Below are 19,621 nucleotides of genomic sequence, written 5' to 3'. Positions count from 1 at the left end.
TCCTGGTCACCATGCGCAAGCGCCCTCAGTCAGCTGACTGAGGGCGCTTGCGTGTCTGCCGGAGAACCCCGGACACGACGACGCCGCCTCCTCGACCACCGAAGACCCCCAGCCGCACCAGGTAGGGGCGGAGAGCTTCCACGGTCGTCAAGGAGGCGGCGTGGCGTACGGTGACGCGGCGGGCAGGGTGCTACGCCCGATGGCGGCCGGAGCCACCACCGGGGCGTGCAGCGCCGCGATCAGGCCGGGGCGACAGCGCGCGTACGGCGCATGGTCAGCACGTACTCGACCAGCGAGATCAGCACGTGCTTCGTCGACTCCCGGTTACGGGCGTCGCAGGCCACCACCGGCACGTCGCTCGAGATCGCCAAGGCGTCCCGGACGTCCTGCGGGTCGTGGTACTGCATCCCGTCGAAGCAGTTGATCGCCACCAGGTACGGCAGGCGTCGGTGCTCGAAGAAGTCGATCGCCGCGAAGCAGTCGGCCAGCCGGCGAGTGTCCACCAGCACGACCGCACCGATCGCACCCCGCACCAGTTCGTCCCACATGAACCAGAAACGGGTCTGACCCGGCGTACCGAACAGGTACAGGATCAGGTCACGGTCGATCGAGATCCGGCCGAAGTCCATGGCCACCGTGGTCGTCGTCTTGCCCGGCACCTGCCGGGTGTCGTCGACGCCCACGCCAGCGGAGGTCATGATGGCCTCGGTGGTCAGCGGCGTGATCTCCGAGACCGAGCCGACCAGCGTCGTCTTGCCGACGCCGAATCCACCGGCGATAACGATCTTCGCCGACGTCACGCGGCCGCTCGGGTTCGGCGGGCGGTGCGACATGTCAGAGCCTGCGAAGTCCACTCAGCACCCTCTCCAGCAGTTCAGTGCCCACCGCGTCGTCGGAGTCGTCCAAAATGGTCGGCTCGTGGACCGCGACCAGGCCGTCCGTCGCCATGTCGGCGATGAGCACCCGGGCCACACCGAGCGGGAGCTGCATCCGCGCCGCGATCTCCGCGAGCGACTGCACGCGTCCGTCACACAGCGCGGCGATGTACTGGTGTTCGCGGCCCTGGCCGCCGTTGCCATTGGCAGCGGCCCGGCCGCGCACCGTCGTCTCGACGAGCGCCTCCAGCGCGATGTCGAGCCGGGGACGGGTGCGACCACGGGTCACGGCGTATGGACGGACCAACGCTCCGGTCGGTTCGTCACGATCGGCCATCTCGCCGCTCACCTCCTTCGCACCCGTTACCGGCTCCCACCGGTGAAACCCGTCGTTGTCGTTGTTGCAGTCGTGCCGACCTCACGATCGGCGGAACGTCAGCCCAGCATGCCCGCAGCCGCACGCGGCTGCGGGGTCAACGCGTCGCCCACCCGGTCGACCAGCAGCGCCATCTCGTAGCCGACCTGGCCCACGTCGGAGCTGCGGGCTGCCAGCACGGCGAAGGACGAGCCGTCCGAGATGGACATCAGGAACAGGAAGCCATTGTCCATCTCCACGACGGTCTGCAACACCGCGCCTCCCTCGAAGCAGCGTGCTGCTCCTTGGGTCAGACTGACCAGACCCGACGAGATCGCGGCGAGCTGGTCTGCCCGGTCGCGCGGCAGATCCCGTGACGACGCGAGGAGTAGGCCGTCCGCCGACACGGCGACCGCATGCGCGACGCCGGGCACCCGGTCGGCGAAGTTGGCGAGCAGCCAACCAAGATCCTGCGTAGTTGTCATCCTTCTTGCTCCTTCTGCCCGCTCCCGGCCACCGGGCCTGAGCCAGACTGCGAGGATTGCCCTCCCGGAGTCGCCTCCGGGCTGGTCGGGTTGTCCGAGGTGCTACGCCCTCGCTGCACGCCCCGATGGTAGGCGGAGAGCAGGCCGCGGACCGCCTCCGGGGAGCGCCGCTGGACCGAGGTGGTGGGCTTCTCCACCGCGCCGGGCACCAGTTGCGCCATCGGCTTGCGCTTCGGCAGACCGGTCGTGGTGGTCTCGCTCACCGGCGCCGCGCCGGCTGCCGCGGAGGCAGCACGCCAACCGTCGTCGGCAGCGGTCTGCCAGCCGTTGCTCTGCGGTTGGGGCCGGCGGTTCGGCAGGCTCTCGGCGAGGCTCGGGCGGGTGCCCTCGTTCGCTGTGGAGCCGTTGTCCCGCGGCGCTCCTCCGGCCGTCGGAGTGTCTGCCATCGGTGTGTTACCTGTCGTCCCGGGTGCTGTCTTGTGGCCTGCCCGACCGGTGGCCTCGACCGTGGCGAACTGCTGGGTCGCGGAGTCGCCGTTCGTCGCCGGCTGGGCGCCAGCCGCGGTCTCCTCGGAGCCCGGGCGACGGGTACGGAACCAGGCCGACTCGAGCTCCCGGAAGATCGGCAGCTCCATCGTCTCGTCCGCGTACCGCTGGCGGTTCTGTGCCGGTGGCTGCTGCGGCGCCGGCCGGGTCTGCGCAGCCGCGGCGGTCGGGGTCTGCGGAGCCGGGGCCTGCGGAGCCTGGGGCTGCGGAGCCGGCTGAGCCGGGGCCGGCTGCTCACCGGGCCGCGGCACCCGCGGCAGTTCCGTCGTCATGTCCAGCGCGGCGGCGAGCCGCTCGGGCACCGGCGGGGTAGCGGTGTCCCGGTCGCTACCCGGCACCGGCGGCCAGGCCGGCGGCGCCGGAGCGCTGGCCGCCTGCGCGGGCGGCGCGGAACGGGGCTCGAACCCGCTGAACGACTGACCCGAGGCGGGCGGCGCCGAGTACGGCTGAGCCGAGGCGGGCGGCGCCGAGTACGGCTGACCCGAGTACGGCTGGCCGGAGGCCGGCGACGCCGACACCGGCGGACCGGCGTACGGCTGACCGGAGGCCGGCGCGGCGGACACCGGGGCGCCACCGTACGGCGCACCCGAGTAGGGCTGCGCGGAGTAGGGCTGACCGGAGGCCGGCGAGGCGGAGACCGGCGCGCCCGAGTACGGCTGCGCGGAGACCGGCGGCGCCGAGTACTGGTGCGTTTCGGGGCTGCTCGGCAGCTGACGCGGGATGGACGGCTGCTGGCCGGTGGTCGAAGGCTCGTCCCCGGCCCGGCGCTGCGGCAGCGGGTCGGTCCCCTGGCCGTTGGCCGACCGGGGGGTGAACCCGTCGCCGCCGTTCGTCCCGGCCGCGCCGGTCAGGTCGGACCAGGCGGGCATCGAACGGTACGTACCACCGTTGGCGGGAGTGCCGGCGCCGTTGCGCGACGCGGGCTCGAACGGACGGCCGCCCAGGGTGACCTGGTTGCCGGACGACTCGCTGGGGCGAGGGCCGTTGCCCAGGGCGGGCAGCGCGCCGAAGACCGGCGTGGGCCCACCCGGCTGCGGACCACCGAACTGCGGTGCACCACCGGCCGCCGGCAGCGCCGGGGGCTGCTGCACCCGGCCGGACAGCGCCCGGGGCACCAGGACCGAGGTGGGCAGGGTCACTTCGGCGACGGTGCCGCGGTCGTTGCCGGGGCGCAGCTCCACCCGGACCCCGTGCCGGGACGCCAGTCGGGCGACCACGACCAGGCCCATCATCCGGGACACAGCCACATCCACCTGGGGCGGCGTCGCGAGCCGCTCGTTCAGGTCGTGCAACTGCTCGGCGCTGATGCCGATGCCACGGTCCTCGACGTACAGCGAGGAGCGGTCGCCGACCCGGCGGGCCTCGACCATGACCTGCGAGTCGGGCGGGGAGAACGCGGTGGCGTTGTCGAACAGCTCCGCGACGAGGTGCACCAGGTCGTTGACCGCGTGCGCGGCGACCTCGATGTCCCGGTCGATGACACCGAACTCGATCCGGGTGTAGTGCTCGACCTCGGACTGCGCGGCGCGCAGCACGTCGATGAGAGCGGCCGGCTCACGCTGCACACGGGTGGAGTCGGCGCCGGCGAGCACCAGCAGGTTCTCGTCGTTGCGGCGCATCCGGGTGGCGAGGTGGTCCAGCTGGAACAGCTCGGCCAACCGGTCCGGGTCCTCCTCGCCGCGCTCCAGCCGGTCGAGGTGCCCGATGAGGCGGTCGACCAGGATCTGTGAACGGCGGGCGAGGTTGACGAACATGGTCGCGACGGAGGCGCGCAGTGCGGCCTGCTCGGCGGCCGTACGGACGGCTTCCAGGTGGACGGCGTTGAACGCCTCGGTCACCTGGCCGAACTCGTCCTTGCTGCGCACCGGTAGCGGCTCGGCGATCTGGTTGGCCAACTGCACCGGGGACAACTGCCCGACGACCTGCGGGTCGCGCAGGCGGGCCACCGCCTGTGGCAGGCCGTACTGGGCGACGGAGAGCGCGCCCTGCCGCAGCTCACGCAGTGAGCGGGCCATCGAGCGGGCCACCAGGTACGCGAAGAGGATGGCCAGCAGCAGCATGCTGAGCAGCAGGCCGGTCTCCAGGAAGACCTGGCGCTGGACGTCTGACCGGAGGTTGTCAGCCTGGTTGACCACTTCGCCGTCGAGTTTCCGCTCGACGGTGCGGATCAGCTTGGCGTTGGCCGTCATGGCGGCTTCCCACTGGTCCGGGCCGAACGGAGCGCCACGCATGTCGCCGGTGGTGTTGCCGTCGATCCAGCCGGTGTAGTTCTGCGCCTGCCGGCGGTCGCCGCCCGCGACCGTCTGGTCGTGGAACTTCGCGTCGTCCGGGGTGGCGACGGCCTTGAAGCTCTGCAGAGCCTGCTGCTGGCCGGTGTCACTGGCGACGTAGTCCCTGCGCAGTGCCGGGGTCAGGCGCTTTCCGCCCTTGACGCCCAGCGCGCGGTGCACCACGACCCGGCGGGCGGCGAGGAACTCCTTCTCCCGGGCGACCGCCGCGGCGGCGCGCATCCGGTCGCTCAGTTGGTTGTCACCGGCGAGCTGCGTGGACGAGTCGCGGATGGCGAGCAGGTCACTGATCAGACCCTCGTACGCCTGCACGGTCTCGGTGAGCGCGAGCTTTCCGTTGAACACCTGGCTGCGGACGCCCGACAGGTCCTGCAGGTTCTGGTCGATGCTGTCGAGCAGACCCTCCAGGCTGCTTGGCAGGTCCTCGATCTCGGCGCGCTGCTGCCGGTAGGGCGCAGCTTCCTGGTCCACCCGGGAGTTCACCCGGTTGTAGGCCTCCTGGTACTGCGCCGTCGGCTGCGTCCCGTCCGCGCCCAGCAGCAGCACGGCGGCGGTCCGCTCGTCCTGCAGGGCGTCGACCAGGTCACCCGAGTAGCTCGACAGGTTGGCCAGGTCGCCAGCTCGGTTGGCATTGTTGAGCGTCTCCAGGTGGTCGACAAGACCACTGGTGCCCACCACGACCGTGGCGATGGTCGGCACGATCATGATGAGACCGAGCTTGGACCAGATCGGCATGTCCCGGAGCCGGCTGGCCGGCCGGCGCAGCCGCGACAGGAAGGAGCCCGCCGTCTTTGGCCGTTTGCTCACGTCACCGCCCTCGCGATTACAGCTTGAACGCGTTGCCCCGGGCAACGCCCAGCGACCGACCCGGCGGGTCGGACCCCCGAGATTCCATCACGCCGGTCGACAAGAAGAAAGCCCAGGTTGTCCCCAACCGAAGGTGTGATGAGATGTTGATGCGATTTGATAGCAGTCTGTCTGGCCGGAGTAACTGAAGGTAATGGAACATCCGCACCGCGTGGTCCTGCTAGCCGGCCCCTCTGGGTCCGGAAAGTCGTACATAGCGCAGCAAACCGGCTTGCCGGTGCTCTGCTTGGACGACTTCTACAAAGACGGCGATGACCCTACGTTGCCGCTACGAAACGGCCAGGTGGATTGGGAATCGCCGCAGTCCTGGGACGCCCCGGGTGCGGTGGAAATCATTGCCCGACTTGCCCGTGATGGTCGAGCCGATGTGCCGGTTTATGCGATCGGCGCTGATCGACGGGTGGCCACCCGGCCATTTGATGTCGCCGGTTCGCCAATTTTCGTGGCCGAAGGGATCTTCGCCGCCGAGATCGTCGAGGAGTGTCGTCGACTCGGCCTGCTCGCCGGGGCGTACGCGCTGCGCCGCCCGCGTGGGGCGACCTTCCTGCGTCGACTCGCCCGCGACCTGTCCGAGCAGCGCAAGGCGCCCCGGGTGCTGATTCGGCGCGGGGTGGCGCTGCTGCGGGCCGAGCCCGCGGTGCTGCGTCGGCAGATGGGCCTGGGCGCGGAGGCGGCCCGCGCCCGGGAGGTGCTGAGCCGGGTGGCCAGCCTGCTCGCCGGCCACCCGCACGACTGAGCTCAGGCCAGCAACTTCGCGTACGCCGGCTTGATCACCTCATCGATGATCCGCAGCCGCTCGTCGAACGGGATGAAGGCGCTCTTCATCGCGTTGATGGTGAACCACTGCAACTCCTTCCACCCGTAGCCGAACGTCTCCACCAGCAGCGACATCTCCCGGGACATGGAGGTGCCGCTCATCAGCCGGTTGTCGGTGTTGACGGTCACCCGGAAGCGCAGGTCCCGGAGCAGGCCGATCGGGTGATCCGCGATCGAGTCCACCGCACCGGTCTGCACGTTCGACGAGGGGCACAACTCCAGCGGGATCCGCTTGTCCCGGACGTACGCGGCCAGACGGCCGAGCGAGCCGTCGGGCGCGATGTCGTCGACGATCCGCACGCCATGGCCGAGCCGGTCCGCTCCGCACCACTGGATCGCCTGCCAGATCGACGGCAGACCGAACGCCTCGCCGGCGTGGATGGTGAAGTGGAAGTTCTCCCGCTGGAGGTACTCGAAGGCGTCCAGGTGCCGGGTGGGCGGGAAGCCCGCCTCGGCGCCGGCGATGTCGAAGCCGACCACCCCGGCGTCCCGGTGCCGCACGGCCAGCTCGGCGATCTCCTGCGAGCGGGCGGCGTGCCGCATCGCGGTCAGCAGGGTGCCCACCCGGATCGTCAGGCCCGCCTCGACCGCCAGAGCGGTGCCCTCGGCGAACCCGGCCAGCACCGCCTCGACCACCTCGTCCAGGCTGAGGTCCCGCTCCAGGTGCTGCTCCGGGGCGAAGCGCACCTCGGCGTAGACCACCCCGTCGGCGGCCAGGTCGAGGGCGCACTCACGGGCCACCCGACGCAGCGCGGGCGCGGTCTGCATGACCGCCACGGTGTGCGCGAACGTCTCCAGGTAGCGCTCCAGGGAGCCGGAGTCCGCCGCGTCAGCGAACCAGCGTCCGAGCGCCTCCGGGTCGGTGGTGGGCAGTTCGTGGCCCACCTCGGCGGCCAGATCGACGATCGTCGCCGGCCGCAGACCACCGTCGAGGTGGTCGTGCAGCAGCGCCTTGGGAACCTTGACGATGTCCTCGTACCGGATAGTTGCGACCATGCTCAGACCCTAGTCAGCCAGCTCAGGCCTGCCGAGCCAGGCCACTAGGCTCGACGACATGGAAGCGTTCCGGGGGTTGGACAAGCCGCAGCCCGGTATGGACCCCCGGGTCCTCTACCGGATGCGCTGCCCGGTCTGCGGCGAACCACTTCAGCAGGCCACCGACACGAGAGCGCTGCGCTGCCCACGCCGGCACAGCTTCGACATCGCGCGCCAGGGCTACGTCAACCTGCTCACCGGGCGCGCCCCGCACGTCGGCGACACCTTCGACATGGTGGCGGCCCGCGCGGACTTCCAGGCCGCCGGGCACTACGACGTCATCTCGGCCGCCCTCGCCGCTGCCGCGACGGACGCCGTCGGCCGTCTCGGCGCGCCGGACACCCCGCACCCGGCACCCAATCCACCCACCCTTTGCTCTGCAAAGGACGCAACAGCAGAGGTACGGGTCGAGCCGACGCCCGACTTCGGGGCGTACCCGCTGGTGGTGGATGCCGGCGCCGGCACCGGCCGGTACCTCGGCGCGGTGCTGGCGGCGCTGCCGGACGCCGTGGGTCTGGCCCTGGACGTGTCCAAGCCGGCGCTGCGCCGCGCGGCCCGCGCGCATCCCCGGGCCGCCGCCGCGCTCGCCGACACCTGGCAACGACTGCCGCTCGCCGACGCCTCGACCGGCGTGCTGCTGAACGTGTTCGCCCCGCGCAACGGTCCGGAGTTCCACCGGGTGCTCGACCCGGCCGGCACATTGCTTGTGGTCACGCCCGACACCGACCACCTCGCCGAGTTGGTGGACGCCCTCGACCTGCTACGGGTGGACCCGGACAAGGCCGACCGGGTGGCCGGCAGCCTGGGCGGGCACTTCACGCCGGTCAGCTCGACCCTGCACCGGGCGGAATTGGCGCTGACCCGGCCGGAGGTCGCCACAGTGGTCGGGATGGGCCCCAGCGCCTGGCACACCGACCCCGAAGCGCTCGCCACCCGGCTGGCCGCGCTGCCCGAACCGGTCCGGGTCACCGTGGCGGTCCGGCTCGACGTCCTGCGACCTCGCTGACCTCAGGTGGAGAGGTCGACCTCTTCCCAGCCGGGCGGCTCGTCGTGGTACGGCCCGCGCAGGATCACCGCCCACTCCAGCGCCCAACGCCGCTGCCCGATCGCGTTCGCGTCGACCAGGCCCGGCGCGCGCCGGCCGCCGCGCTCGGTCTCCAGGTACGCCCAGTCCAGGCAGTAGTGCAGGTCGAGCAGGGCGGCCGCGTCGGCCGGGTGCTGCGGCGCCGTGAGGATCCGGGAGCGCCAGTGCGGGAAGGTCTCCCCCTCGGCGATGTGCGGCAGCCGCTCGATCAGCCGCTCGTCGACGGCCAGGGTGGGGTCGAGCTGCTTGCTCAGGCCGAGCACCCAGGCCAGCGCGAAGAGCGCGTCGTGGTGCAGCACGAACGACCGGTGGTCGCCCTTGCCGCCCATCACGAACTGCCACTCCGGCGGGGTGACCATGTCGACCAGGTGCGAGCCGAGCAGCCAGCTCATCGCCGCCTGCGGGGGCATCCCGAAGCAGCGGGCCAGGATCAGGTGCAGCACCGCGATCCTCGCCTCGATCTCCCCGGTCGGGCGCAGGTCGATCTGGTCACCCGGTTCCCAGACGAGGGGAAACTGGGCCGGCGGCAACGGCAGGCCCAGCCGGGACAGCTCGTCCAGGCTCGCCTCGCGCACCTCACGTGGGTCGGGGGCAGCAACACTCACGGCGGATCTTCCTGTCTGCTCGCGCCGGCGCAAGGCCGGTTGTCCCCCCTTGGCCTGCGACAATAGCGCTCCCAGGTGACCGGCACCACGCCAGGGCGACAGCAGATCGATCAGCCGACGCGCTCGATGACCAACGACGTCGCCGCCGGGGCGGTCGACGCGATCCGCACCGCGTCGGCGGCCTCGGTCAGCGCGGCCGGAATCCGCGTCGCGTCCTCGGCACGCAGCTCGTAGAGCGGGTCACCGGCCCGTACCTCGTCACCCGGGCGCTTGTGCAGCACCACACCGGCCGGCACGCTCACCGGGTCCTCCTTGCGGGCCCGACCCGCGCCGAGCCGCCACGCCGCAACCCCCATGGCGTACGCGTCGACAGCCGCGACGTACCCGTCCCGCTCGGCGCGGACCACCTCCACCTCGGCGGCAGCTGGCATCGGCGCGTCCGGGTCGCCGCCCTGCGCCCGGATCATCGCCCGCCAGGAGTCCATCGCCCGACCATCGCGCAGCGCCGCCGCCGGGTCGGCGTCCGGCAGGCCGGCGGCGTCGAGCATCTCCCGGGCCAGGGCGACTGTCAGCTCCACCACGTCGGCCGGTCCGCCGCCGGCCAGCACCTCGACCGACTCGGTCACCTCGACCGCGTTGCCGATCGCCAGGCCCAGCGGGGTGGACATGTCGGTGAGCAGGGCGACCGTCCGCACGCCGTGCGCACCGCCCAGCTCGACCATGGTGCGCGCCAACTCACGGGCCTGGTCGACGGACTTCATGAAGGCGCCCGAGCCGACCTTGACGTCGAGGACCAGCGCGCCGGTCCCCTCGGCGATCTTCTTACTCATGATCGAGCTGGCGATCAGCGGGATCGCCTCCACGGTGCCGGTCACGTCGCGCAGCGCGTACAGCTTGCGATCGGCGGGCGCAAGCCCGGCACCGGCCGCGCAGATCACCGCACCGACCTCGTCGAGCTGGGCGATGAACTCGTCGTTGCTCACCGTGGCCCGCCAGCCCGGGATGGACTCCAACTTGTCCAACGTGCCGCCGGTGTGCCCGAGACCCCGGCCGCTGAGCTGCGGCACCGCCGCGCCACAGGCCGCCACCAGCGGGGTGAGCGGCAGAGTGATCTTGTCGCCGACGCCGCCGGTGGAGTGCTTGTCGACAGTCGGCCGGCGTACCGCCGACAGGTCCAGCCGCTCACCGCTGGCGATCATCGCGGCGGTCCACCGGGCGATCTCCGGCGCGGTCATGCCGTTGAGCAGGATCGCCATCGCCAACGCGGACATCTGCTCGTCGGCGACAACCCCCCGGGTGTACGCGTCGACCACCCAGTCGATCTGCGCGTCCGACAGCACGCCCCCGTCCCGCTTGACCCGAATAACGTCAACAGCAGCAAAACTCATCAGAAGATCTTCCCTAGTCTGTTGCAGATCCCTACCGACGGCGGTCGACCACGTCGGGGCGGGGGCCGACCGTGCCCGGCGGAGGGATCAAGCCTGACCGCCTGGAGCCGGGCACGGTCGGCCCCCGCCCCCAACCACAACCACTCAAGACCACCGCACCGGAATCTCCACAGGCGGTTCACCCTCACCGGCCCAGAAGATCGTGCCGGTCTCGTCGACCACCACCACCCGGGGCGTCCGGGCCAGACCCCAGGTGATCGCCTCGGCCGGCTGGTCCCAGCTCGGCGCCTCCTCCAGCACCCCGGTCTCGGCGCCGGCGTCGTCTCCGGCCGACCGCTCCCAGTACGCCGTCCAGACCTGCTGACCAGCGGACATGTCCGGGTGCACGAAGACGGTGCCGCGCCCGCGCCAGGCAGCGAGCCGCTCCGGGACCACCGGCACCGGCGTCTCACCGGTGACGGCCTCCAGGTCCTCCACGCCGAAGGCGTGCGGTAGCAGCTCGGCCATCCGCAGTGGCCGGGTCTTGCTCTCGATCAGGCACTCCGGCCCACCGTGCTCCCAGAGCAGCTGCCGGCACCGGCCGCACGGCATCAGCGGCTCGCCGGTGGCGTCGACGCAGGAGAGCGCGACGAGCCGACCGCCACCGGTGGCGTGCAGGCTGGACACGACCCCGCACTCGGCGCAGAGCGTCACCCCGTACGCGGCGTTCTCCACGTTGCAGCCGACCACGATGCGGCCGTCGTCGACCAGCGCGGCGGCGCCGACCGGGAACGTCGAGTACGGCGCGTACGCGTGCCGCATCGCCTCGGTGGCGGCGGCCCGCAACCGCGCCCAGTCAATGTCGGTCATGCCGCCATTCTGCCCAAGCGACCCAGGTCAGAAGCGGGCAGGGCCGGGTCCACGGACAGGCGCGGCCCTGCCGGGTGTGGGACCGGACTCATCGGCCGCGGCTCCGCGGCGGTGGGCAGTTGTCCCCGTCACTACACGCCGGGGATGTCGGCTCGGGGTGGAAGGGACGTCCGGCCCTGCATCTTTCGGTCGGGACGGCCAACTCTGAAGACGAGGACGGACAGGTGCGACCGGGGGGGACATGCGATGGCGAAGTTGGGGAGCTGGCCGTTGTCCGAGGACACTCTTCGTCGGATGTACGCGGGGGGCCGCGGCAACGCGGCGGCCCGCTGGTTCGCCCGGATGTGGGCGGCCGTCTACAGCGCCGGTCTGCACCCGAGGCGCTGGGTGACACTCGAGGTCGTGGGACGCCGTACCGGTCGGATCACCCGGTTCCCACTGGGTATGGCCGACTGGCAGGGCGACTGGTACCTGGTGCCGATGCTGGGCGAGAACTGCAACTGGGTCCGCAACGTACGTGCGGCTGACGGCCTGGTGACCATCCGGCACGGGCGCTCCCGGGTCTGCCGCCTGGTCGAGGTGCCGGTCGACGAGCGTGCACCGATTCTCAAGCGGTATCTGGCGAAGGTCCCCGGAGCCCGGCCGCATCTCCCCGTCGACCGGCACGCGCCCCTGTCCGAGTTCGCGGCGATCGCGGCACAGTACCCCGCGTTCCGTATCGAGACGGCACCCGTGGGATGACCGGCGTGGACCTCGCTGTGCCCGACGGGACTCCCGCCGGGCACAGCTCGGGTGTCAGCCCTTGATGTACGGCTTGCCGTCGGCGGCCGGTGCCCGGACCCGGCCGACCAGCCCGGCGACGGCCAGGATGGTCGCCAGGTAGGGCAGCATGGCCAGGAACTGGCTGGGGATCGAGCTGCTGATCGCGCCCAGGTAGGTCGCGAGCTGGTCGGCGAAACCGAAGAAGAGGGCGGCGAGCAGCGCGCCGGTCGGGTTCCACCGGCCGAAGATCAGCGCGGCCAGGGCGATGAAGCCCTTACCGCCGATCATGTTCTTGGTGAACGAGTACAGCGCCAGCGTGTAGGACGCGCCTCCGATGCCGGCGACCACACCGGCCAGCAGGACGTTGCGGTAGCGCACCCGCAGCACCTTGACGCCGAGCGTGTCGGCCGCGATCGGGTGCTCGCCGACGGACCGGGTACGCAGCCCCCACCGGGTGCGGAAGAGCCCGATGTGGATCACCAGGACCAGGAGCAGCCCGAGGTAGAGGAAGATGTTGCCGCGGAACAACGCCGGCCCGAGCACCGGGATGTCCTTCAGCAGCGGGATCTCCCAGTTGCTGAAGCGGGGCGCGCTGTTGTACCTCGCGGCGTCGGTCTGCATCAGCCGCTCGTAGAGGAACCCGGTGACGCCGACCGCCAGCAGGTTCAGCACGATGCCCATGACGACCTGGTCGACCAGGTACCGGATGGCGAAGACGGCCAGCAGCAGCGAGATGAACGCGCCGCCGATGGCGGCGGCGACCAGGCCCACCCAGACGCTGCCGGAGATGCTGCCGAAGAGGGCGCCGCTGAACGCGCCCATCAGCAGCTGGCCCTCGATCGCCACGTTGACCACGCCGGAGCGTTCGCAGAGCACACCGGCGAGAGCGCCGAAGATCAACGGCAGGGCCAGGATGAAGGTGCCCCGGATGATGTTGACCAGCGGCATGAAGTTCTGCCCGGTCGGCGCGGCGGACACCTGCCAGCAGAGGAACGACAGCACGAAACCGACCAGCCCGACGCCGAGCACGGGAAGGAACCACCGCTTCGGCACCCCGGCGAGGAGCGCCGCACCGGCGGCGATCGCGATGATCCCGAACAGGATCGCCCCGATCGTGCCGTTGATCTCCAGCGCGGCGCCGGCCGCGTCGTCACTGAGGGTGAACCGGGCCTGCTGGTCGGTGGCGAGCGCGCCGAAGAGCACCGCGGACAGCAGGCCGAGCCCCAGCAGCGTGAGGCCGACCTTGCGGCTGCGGGTCCAGAAGCCCTCGTCTACCGGGGCGACGGCGATGTCGGGGACAGCCATGGTGGACATCAGTTACCAGCCCTTCGCCAGGCTCGTCTGCAACCGGGCGGCGCGGGCGGCCCGGAGCTGGAAGATCGCCTTCACCAGGGCCGGCGCGGCGATGAAGATGACGATCAGCGCCTGGAGCACTGTCACCAGCTCCAGCGAGATCCCGGAGTACGACTGCATCCGGTTACCACCGGCCTGTAGCGCCCCGAACAGCAGCGCGGCGAGCAGCACCCCCCAGGGCTTCACCCGTCCGAGCAGCGCCACCAGGATGCCGTCGAAGCCGATCTGCGCCACCACCAGCGGGGTCAACGCGCTGGCGGTCGAGCCGAGCACCATGTTCGAGCCGCCGAGGCCGGCCAGGATGCCGGCGAAGACCATGATCAAAATGTACGTCTTGGTGACGCTGATGCCGGCGGTGCGGGCGGCGTCCGGGTTGGCACCGACCGCGCGCAGCTCGAAGCCGAGCGTCGAGCGGTTGAGCAGCCAGGCGACCGCCCAGGTGGCCAGCACGGCGAGCAGGATGCCGGCGTGCACCCGCAGGTTGTCGCCGAGCAGGCGGGGCAGCTGGGCGGAGCTGTCCACCGCCTTGCTGATCGCGTCGGTACGGGTCGGGTCCTGCACCCCGTTCTGCACGATCAGCCAGGTGAGGAAGTAGGTGGCGACGTAGTTGAGCATGATCGTGTTGATCACCTCGTGCGCGCCGGCCCGGGCCTTGAGGATTCCGGGGATGAAACCCCAGATCGCCCCGCCCAACGCGCCGGCCAGCACCGCCACCAGCACGTGCAGGCCGGGCGGCAGCGGCAGCGCGAAGCCGGCCACCGCCGCCAGGATCACGCCGATGGTGGCCTGGCCCTGCGCGCCGATGTTGAACAGGCCGCCACGGAAGGCCAACGCCACCGACAGACCGGTGAAGACCAGCGGTGCCGCGTAGGTCAGCGTCTCCGAGATCGGCGCGAGCACCGCCTGCCAGCCGTTGGCGCCGTCCAACCAGCCGGAGAACGCCTCGGGGTCGAAGATCGAGCCCTTAAACAGGTTCGCGTACGCCTCGCTGACGAGCGTCCAACTGGAGTTGATCGCGTCGGACGGGCGGGAGGTGATGTACGAGTAGGTGGCGAGCACCTCGGGATCAGAGATGATCATCAGCACCGCGCCGACCACGATCGCCAACACCAACGACAGCAGGGTCACCGTGAAGGTGTTGGCCGCCCAGAGGTTGTCCAGGAACAGCCGACCCAGGCTGGGCTTCGGTTCCGGGGTCTGCTCCGGCTTCGAGGCGGAGGGGTCGGGCTGGGTCGCCGCCTCGGCCCGTTCGGTGTTGCCGAGCGCGTTCTGCGCCGCCTGCGCCTCGCTCGCCGGTTCCTTGTCCGGGGAGCCCGACTGCGGGTTGGAAGCGTTGGTCATGCCTTGTCCTCGCTCGCGGAGCCTGCGTCGCTCGCCGGGTTCCCGTCTGCCGCGTCGGACTTGCCGGCGGCTGCGTCGGGTTGGTCGGCGGCCGGTGCCGCGGCGGAGGTGTCGGCGGCGGGTGCCGCGACGGCCTCGTGTGCCGCGTCCGGGGTGATGCCGGCCATCAGCAGGCCGATCTCCTCACGCGGGGTGTCCGGGCCGACGATGCCGATGATGCGACCGCGGTACATCACCGCGATCCGGTCGGCCAGCCCGATCACCTCGTCGAGTTCGCTGGAGACCACCATGACGGCGGTGCCGACGTCCCGTTCGTGGATGATCTGGCTGTGGATGAACTCGATCGACCCGACGTCGACGCCACGGGTCGGCTGGGCGGCGATGAGGAGCTTCAGCGGCCGGGACAACTCCCGGGCCACGATCACCTTCTGCTGGTTACCGCCGGAGAGGGTGCCCACCGCCGCGTCGGCCGATGACGTGCGGACGTCGAACTGCTCGATCCGCTCCTTCGCCGAGGCGGCGATCGCGTCCGGCTTGAGCGCGAGCCCGGCACCGAACGGAGGCCGGTCGTAGATGTCCAGCACCAGGTTCTCCGCGACGCTGAACTCCTTGACCAGGCCGTCCACGCTGCGGTCCTCGGGCACGTAGCCGACGCCCGCCCGGAGCACCCGCTTGGGCTTCCAGCCGTTGATCCGGTCGCCGGCCAGGCTGACCGTGCCGCCGAGCACCGGGCGCAACCCCATGATCGCCTCGATCAGCTCGGTCTGACCGTTGCCCTGGACGCCCGCCACGCCGAGCACCTCACCCGCCCGCACGGTCAGGTCGATGCCGTCGACGGCGCGGATCTGCCGGTCGTCGTCGACGACCAGCCCGGACACCTCCAGCACCGGCTCGCCCGGGGTGGCCGGGGTCTTGTCGACGGTGAGCCGGACGTTGCGCCCGACCATCAGCGCGGCCAACTCGTCCCGGCTGGCCTCCGGCGAGGCGGTGCCCACCGTCTTTCCGCGCCGGATCACGGTGATCCGGTCGGCGATGGCCTTGACCTCGCCAAGTTTGTGGGTGATGAAGACGATCGACTTGCCGGCCGCCTTGAGCGACCGCATCACCGTCAGTAGTTCCTCGGTTTCCTGGGGGGTGAGCACCGCGGTCGGCTCGTCCAGGATGAGCAGGTCGACGTCGCGGGTAAGCGCCTTGACGATCTCGACGCGTTGCTGGATGCCGACCGGCAGGTCCTCGATCACCGCGTCCGGGTCGACCCGCAGGTTGTAGCGCTCGGACACCTCGGTGACCTCGCGCCGGGCCCGCCGCCGGTCCAGGAAACCGGCGATGCCGCCTCGGACCTGCTCGGCGCCGAGCATGATGTTCTCGGTGACGGTGAAGACGGGCACCAGCATGAAGTGCTGGTGCACCATGCCGATCCCGGCACCGATCGCGTCGGACGGGCCCTTCAGCTTCAACGGCTTGCCGTCGACCAGGATCTCGCCCTCGTCGGGCTGGTAAAGCCCGTAGAGCACGTTCATCAGGGTCGACTTGCCCGCGCCGTTCTCGCCGAGCAGGGCATGGATCTCTCCAGGCTCCACCGTCAGGTCGATGTGGTCGTTGGCGACCAGATCACCGAACCGCTTGGTGATGCCGCGCAGTTCGAGTCTCAGCGCAACCTCCTGGAGTGCGAGCGATGGTGCAGCCTAGCTGCCGTCAACCCGGCCGGAACGGCCCGGCTGACGTGGTGCGCGATCGGCCGCTCCGACCCCACGGTCACCCGCAGGGCCGAAGCGGCCGATCGGTCGTACCTGTCCCCCGCCGACCTCCCCGATGATCTCACCGGAGGAGCCGTGCGGTTGTCACTTGGTCGGCTGAGCCTTCGAGGTGACGGTGATGGTGCCAGCGGCGATGTCCGCCTTGATCTTGTCGACCTCGGCCTTCAGCTCGGCCGGAACCTTGCTGTCGAAGTCGTGGTACGGGGCGATCGAGACACCGTTGTTCGCCAGGGTGCCGACGAAGCCCGGGTTGGCCGGAAGCTTGTCACCGGCGGCGGCCTTCACCACGGCCTCCTTGACGGCGTCCGGGATGTTCTTGACCACGGTGGTGATGATCGCCGAGCAGTCCGGGGTGCTCTCGCAGCCGTCGACGTCCACCCAGATGGTGCTGTACTTGCCACCCGAGGCCTTGGCGGCGGCGGTGGTGCCGAGGCCGGAGCCGCCGGCGACCGGCATGATGATGTCCGCGCCCTGGGCGACCAGCGCGTCAGAGACCTTCTTGCCCTCGTCCTGCTTGTCGAAGGCGTTGGAGAAGGAGCCCTTCTGGGTCTCCTTGTTCCAGCCCAGCGCCTGGACGTTCTTGCCCTTGGTCTTGTTGTAGTGCGCGACGCCGTCGACGAAGCCGTCCATGAAGATCGTCACCGGCGGGATCGGCACCGCACCGTAGGTGGCCACCTTGCCGGACTTGGTCATACCGGCGGCCAGGTAACCGGCCTGGAACGCGGCCTGCGCGGTGTCGAACTGCATCGGGTAGACGTTGGCGTCACCCGGGTTCGCGTCGACGATGCCGAACTCCTGGTTCGGGTTCGCCTTGGCGATCTTCGAGGTGGCGTTGGCCATCAGGCCACCGACCGCCAGGATGAAGTCGCACTTCTGGTTGACGAACTGCGTCAGGTTCGGCTCGTAGTCCGCCTCCGCCTTCGACGCGACGTACTTGATGTCGATGTTGTCGTTGGCGGCCTTGGCCTCCTGCAGGCCCTTCCAGGCCGAAGCGTTGAACGACTTGTCGTCGATGCCGCCGACGTCGGTCACCATGCAGGCGCTGAACTTCTTGGCGCCACTGCCGGCGTTGTTGTCATCCTTGGGCGCCTCGCCACAAGCGGCGGCGGTGAGCGCGAGCCCACCCACCGCGAAGATCGAGGCGATCCGCATCCCACGCACCGAGCGCAAGACGTCTCCTTCCCATTGCTCACCGCGCCTTGTGCGGTGGCAGCCCATCAGCCGGCCTGCGGGTGTGCCGCCGGCTGTCCCACGTTACGGACGGGAGCGTACGCCCGCGTCCACCCACCGGCCGACAATCGTGCACGACTGTTGAGCGCCTGTTACCCGGGTGTAACCCTTGCGTGGGGCAAGTCACTCTTCGTGCTGGTAACAGAGCGCCAAGGTGTCCGCAACGTCCTTTTTCTGGAGGCGTTTCCCTCCCCGGACGTTACCGCCAAAAGACCGCTACCGCCGCGTTGACCAGGGTCAGGCCGACGATCGCGAGGAAGTGACCACGGTTGACCACGTCCCGCTTCCGGGAGAAGAAGACCATGACGAAGATCAGCAGCGCGATCACCAACTTCGTCACAAGTTTCGCTGGCGCTGGCTCGTCGCCGTCGCGTAGCGGCGCGGACAGGCCCAGCCCGGTCAGCAACTGGATCACCGCGCCCCAGAGCATGGCCTGGTTGATCCGCAGCCGACCGCTGGTGTACTGGGCGATCGAGCCGCCGAGCAACAGGGCGAACCCGATCAGATGGACGTAGAGAAGGATGAGTCTGAGAGCTTCCACGCTCGCCATACTTCCTTATGAACGACGGATCGTAGTAGCGGGATCCGCCGACCGGCGTGGATCAAGCGATCAACCGGTCGTTCTCGGGGTGGAACCCGACATGGCCGGCTCGCGCGGCTGGTCGAGCACAGCCTGCGATCCGGCTCGGCTGTCACCGCCGAACGCGACGGCGACCCATCCGGCAAGGCTCACCGCGGCCAGGAGCACCACCGGCAGCGTCACCCGGTGCACCGAGGTCGCCAGCCACCATTGGATCTCGTTCGGGCCGGACAGGTAGGTCCCGATCAGCACCGCCAGGTAGTAGCCGTTGGCCGCCCACACCCAGCCGTCCGCCGCCAGCCCGGCGGCATGACGCCGCCCCCGCAGGAAGAGGGTGCCGACCAACGCCACCACCGCGGCGCCCACCAGCAACGGACCAACCACGTCCCACAACGCCGCGACGGTGAACTGGAACCGTTCCACCACCCCCGCGCCCCGAGCATCCGAGGGGCCGCTGGTGATGTCCGACTGGGCATCCAACACGCGGGCCAGCACCGCCCAGGCACCTCCGGCCAGCACCGGCAGCCACACCAGCGCCGCTCGCCGCAGGTCGGCGCGGGCCCGCACGGTGACCAGCACGGCCAGGCCCGCGACGGCGATCAAGCCCTCGTTCTTACTGAGCGCCGCGACGGTCAACAGCACCAGCGGCAACGCGGGTCGGCGCAGCGGATCCGCACCGAGCAGCAGCGCCACCGCCGCGCCGGCGAAGGCGGTGGACCAGAGCGCGTCGGCGAGACCGCCGGTCACCGCGTACGGGACGTTCGCCCAGGTTGCCAGGCCCACCGCGATGGCCAGCGCCCAGGCCACCCGCGCGGACACCCGGTTCAGCGCCCGCCGGACCAGGTAGACCAGCATCGCGACCGCCGAGACGGTGACCAACGCACCGACGAGCTGGGCGGTACGGAAGTCCGGCTCGACGACGCTCCACACGGCGGCGACAGGCGCGGAGGCGAACGGCGGGTAGTCGGTGTGCGAGAAGACGAAGGCGGGGCTGCCGATCGTCGCCCGCGCGTACTCGCTGCCGTTGGCGAAGTAGCCGGCGTGCAGCCACCAGATGGAGTGGGCGTCCCACTGGAAGGCCGGCTCGAAGATCATGAGGCATGGCGGGAGCAGTGGCAGCGCGATCAGCAGGGCGTGCGACCACCCTCCGTACGGTGCCGACTCGCCGGGGCGGCGCGACAGCCACCAGGCGCCGGCCGCCCCGGCGACCAGCACCAGCACGAGCCAGAGCAGCAGCGGGCCACCGACGACCAGCATCAGGACCACCGCGACGGTGCTCAGGAGCGCCGCCGTCACCGGCGCGAAGAGCACTGCGAGGAAGGGACTGCGCAGCACCGCGAAGGCCAGCGGAAACCCGGCGGCGAGGAGGGCGAGCACGGCGAGCATCGAGGTGAGATCCATGTCG

General features: G+C 70.6%; 17 protein-coding genes. 3 read left to right on the top strand and 14 right to left on the bottom strand.

The window, feature by feature from the left end; genetic code table 11:
- Positions 1 to 239: 239 nt before the first annotated feature.
- The 4 genes from QSK15_RS04735 to QSK15_RS04720 form a co-directional block, all read right to left on the bottom strand.
- The gene (locus QSK15_RS04735; RefSeq protein WP_007455465.1) at positions 240 to 833 is read right to left on the bottom strand and encodes a GTP-binding protein; all 594 of its coding nucleotides are present in this window, start codon (positions 831 to 833) and stop codon (positions 240 to 242) included.
- A gap of 1 nt (position 834) precedes the next feature.
- Positions 835 to 1,212 (bottom strand): DUF742 domain-containing protein, encoded by a 378-nt coding sequence (locus QSK15_RS04730; protein WP_030329021.1) that lies wholly within the window; start codon positions 1,210 to 1,212, stop codon positions 835 to 837.
- A 98-nt stretch (positions 1,213 to 1,310) separates the two neighbouring features.
- Positions 1,311 to 1,715, bottom strand: coding sequence for a roadblock/LC7 domain-containing protein (locus QSK15_RS04725; protein WP_030329023.1), 405 nt, complete (start codon positions 1,713 to 1,715; stop codon positions 1,311 to 1,313).
- Entirely contained in the window at positions 1,712 to 5,356 is a 3,645-nt protein-coding gene (locus QSK15_RS04720; RefSeq protein WP_285793048.1) for a sensor histidine kinase, read from the bottom strand. The genes QSK15_RS04725 and QSK15_RS04720 overlap by 4 nt, the downstream gene beginning before the upstream one ends.
- Before the next feature lie 502 nt (positions 5,357 to 5,858).
- Here QSK15_RS04720 and QSK15_RS04715 point away from each other — a divergent pair.
- A complete protein-coding gene (locus QSK15_RS04715) occupies positions 5,859 to 6,152 on the top strand; it encodes a hypothetical protein (protein WP_285793047.1) in 294 nt (97 codons plus the stop codon).
- Positions 6,153 to 6,154: 2 nt separating this feature from the next.
- On the opposite strand, the gene QSK15_RS04710 is transcribed toward QSK15_RS04715, so the two are convergent.
- Positions 6,155 to 7,228, bottom strand: coding sequence for an adenosine deaminase (locus QSK15_RS04710; RefSeq protein WP_285793046.1), 1,074 nt, complete (start codon positions 7,226 to 7,228; stop codon positions 6,155 to 6,157).
- A gap of 97 nt (positions 7,229 to 7,325) precedes the next feature.
- Here QSK15_RS04710 and QSK15_RS04705 point away from each other — a divergent pair, with 97 nt between their 5' ends.
- Positions 7,326 to 8,273: a putative RNA methyltransferase gene (locus QSK15_RS04705; RefSeq protein WP_285794333.1), complete on the top strand. Its 948-nt coding sequence runs from the start codon at positions 7,326 to 7,328 to the stop codon at positions 8,271 to 8,273.
- Positions 8,274 to 8,275: 2 nt separating this feature from the next.
- Here the strand turns inward: QSK15_RS04705 and QSK15_RS04700 are convergent, their stop codons facing one another.
- From QSK15_RS04700 to QSK15_RS04690, 3 genes are all read right to left on the bottom strand, one after another.
- Positions 8,276 to 8,956, bottom strand: coding sequence for a DUF4272 domain-containing protein (locus QSK15_RS04700; RefSeq protein WP_030329040.1), 681 nt, complete (start codon positions 8,954 to 8,956; stop codon positions 8,276 to 8,278).
- Positions 8,957 to 9,066: 110 nt separating this feature from the next.
- Positions 9,067 to 10,347, bottom strand: coding sequence for a thymidine phosphorylase (locus tag QSK15_RS04695; RefSeq protein WP_285794332.1), 1,281 nt, complete (start codon positions 10,345 to 10,347; stop codon positions 9,067 to 9,069).
- Between the two features lie 141 nt (positions 10,348 to 10,488).
- On the bottom strand, positions 10,489 to 11,193 hold the full coding sequence (locus QSK15_RS04690) for a cytidine deaminase (protein WP_285793045.1): 705 nt from the start codon (positions 11,191 to 11,193) through the stop codon (positions 10,489 to 10,491).
- 246 nt (positions 11,194 to 11,439) lie between these two features.
- On the opposite strand from QSK15_RS04690, the gene QSK15_RS04685 reads away from it, so the two are divergent.
- Positions 11,440 to 11,934, top strand: a complete 495-nt coding sequence (locus QSK15_RS04685) for a nitroreductase/quinone reductase family protein (protein WP_285793044.1) — start codon at positions 11,440 to 11,442, stop codon at positions 11,932 to 11,934.
- 54 nt (positions 11,935 to 11,988) lie between these two features.
- Here the strand turns inward: QSK15_RS04685 and QSK15_RS04680 are convergent, their stop codons facing one another.
- From QSK15_RS04680 to QSK15_RS04655, 6 genes are all read right to left on the bottom strand, one after another.
- A complete protein-coding gene (locus QSK15_RS04680; protein ID WP_285793043.1) occupies positions 11,989 to 13,269 on the bottom strand; it encodes an ABC transporter permease in 1,281 nt (426 codons plus the stop codon).
- A gap of 3 nt (positions 13,270 to 13,272) precedes the next feature.
- Positions 13,273 to 14,649 (bottom strand): ABC transporter permease, encoded by a 1,377-nt coding sequence (locus QSK15_RS04675; protein WP_285793042.1) that lies wholly within the window; start codon positions 14,647 to 14,649, stop codon positions 13,273 to 13,275.
- Positions 14,646 to 16,241 carry an ABC transporter ATP-binding protein gene (locus tag QSK15_RS04670; RefSeq protein ID WP_352232173.1) on the bottom strand — a complete coding sequence of 532 codons (1,596 nt, stop codon included), beginning with the start codon at positions 16,239 to 16,241 and terminating at the stop codon, positions 14,646 to 14,648. Before QSK15_RS04670 ends, QSK15_RS04675 begins: the two co-directional genes overlap by 4 nt.
- Before the next feature lie 249 nt (positions 16,242 to 16,490).
- The gene (locus QSK15_RS04665; protein ID WP_285794330.1) at positions 16,491 to 17,558 is read right to left on the bottom strand and encodes a BMP family lipoprotein; all 1,068 of its coding nucleotides are present in this window, start codon (positions 17,556 to 17,558) and stop codon (positions 16,491 to 16,493) included.
- A 277-nt stretch (positions 17,559 to 17,835) separates the two neighbouring features.
- A complete protein-coding gene (locus QSK15_RS04660) occupies positions 17,836 to 18,177 on the bottom strand; it encodes a hypothetical protein (RefSeq protein ID WP_285793041.1) in 342 nt (113 codons plus the stop codon).
- Between the two features lie 69 nt (positions 18,178 to 18,246).
- Positions 18,247 to 19,617 carry a hypothetical protein gene (locus QSK15_RS04655; protein WP_285793040.1) on the bottom strand — a complete coding sequence of 457 codons (1,371 nt, stop codon included), beginning with the start codon at positions 19,615 to 19,617 and terminating at the stop codon, positions 18,247 to 18,249.
- Positions 19,618 to 19,621: the final 4 nt, after the last annotated feature.

Origin of the sequence: Micromonospora sp. NBRC 107095 (assembly GCF_030269705.1) — a bacterium.
In the GTDB taxonomy this organism is placed as follows: domain Bacteria; phylum Actinomycetota; class Actinomycetes; order Mycobacteriales; family Micromonosporaceae; genus Micromonospora; species Micromonospora parva.
This window is presented reverse-complemented; position numbering and strand designations above follow the sequence as displayed.

Excerpts from the sequence above, each read along its gene's own strand:
- QSK15_RS04735 (WP_007455465.1), bottom strand. The coding sequence starts at position 833 with ATGTCGCACCGCCCGCCGAACCCGAGCGGCCGCGTGACGTCGGCGAAG.
- QSK15_RS04730 (WP_030329021.1), bottom strand. The coding sequence starts at position 1,212 with ATGGCCGATCGTGACGAACCGACCGGAGCGTTGGTCCGTCCATACGCC.
- QSK15_RS04725 (WP_030329023.1), bottom strand. The coding sequence starts at position 1,715 with ATGACAACTACGCAGGATCTTGGTTGGCTGCTCGCCAACTTCGCCGAC.
- QSK15_RS04710 (WP_285793046.1), bottom strand. The coding sequence starts at position 7,228 with ATGGTCGCAACTATCCGGTACGAGGACATCGTCAAGGTTCCCAAGGCG.
- QSK15_RS04705 (WP_285794333.1), top strand. The coding sequence starts at position 7,326 with ATGGACCCCCGGGTCCTCTACCGGATGCGCTGCCCGGTCTGCGGCGAA.
- QSK15_RS04690 (WP_285793045.1), bottom strand. The coding sequence starts at position 11,193 with ATGACCGACATTGACTGGGCGCGGTTGCGGGCCGCCGCCACCGAGGCG.
- QSK15_RS04685 (WP_285793044.1), top strand. The coding sequence starts at position 11,440 with ATGGCGAAGTTGGGGAGCTGGCCGTTGTCCGAGGACACTCTTCGTCGG.
- QSK15_RS04680 (WP_285793043.1), bottom strand. The coding sequence starts at position 13,269 with ATGTCCACCATGGCTGTCCCCGACATCGCCGTCGCCCCGGTAGACGAG.
- QSK15_RS04675 (WP_285793042.1), bottom strand. The coding sequence starts at position 14,649 with ATGACCAACGCTTCCAACCCGCAGTCGGGCTCCCCGGACAAGGAACCG.
- QSK15_RS04665 (WP_285794330.1), bottom strand. The coding sequence starts at position 17,558 with ATGCGGATCGCCTCGATCTTCGCGGTGGGTGGGCTCGCGCTCACCGCC.
- QSK15_RS04655 (WP_285793040.1), bottom strand. The coding sequence starts at position 19,617 with ATGGATCTCACCTCGATGCTCGCCGTGCTCGCCCTCCTCGCCGCCGGG.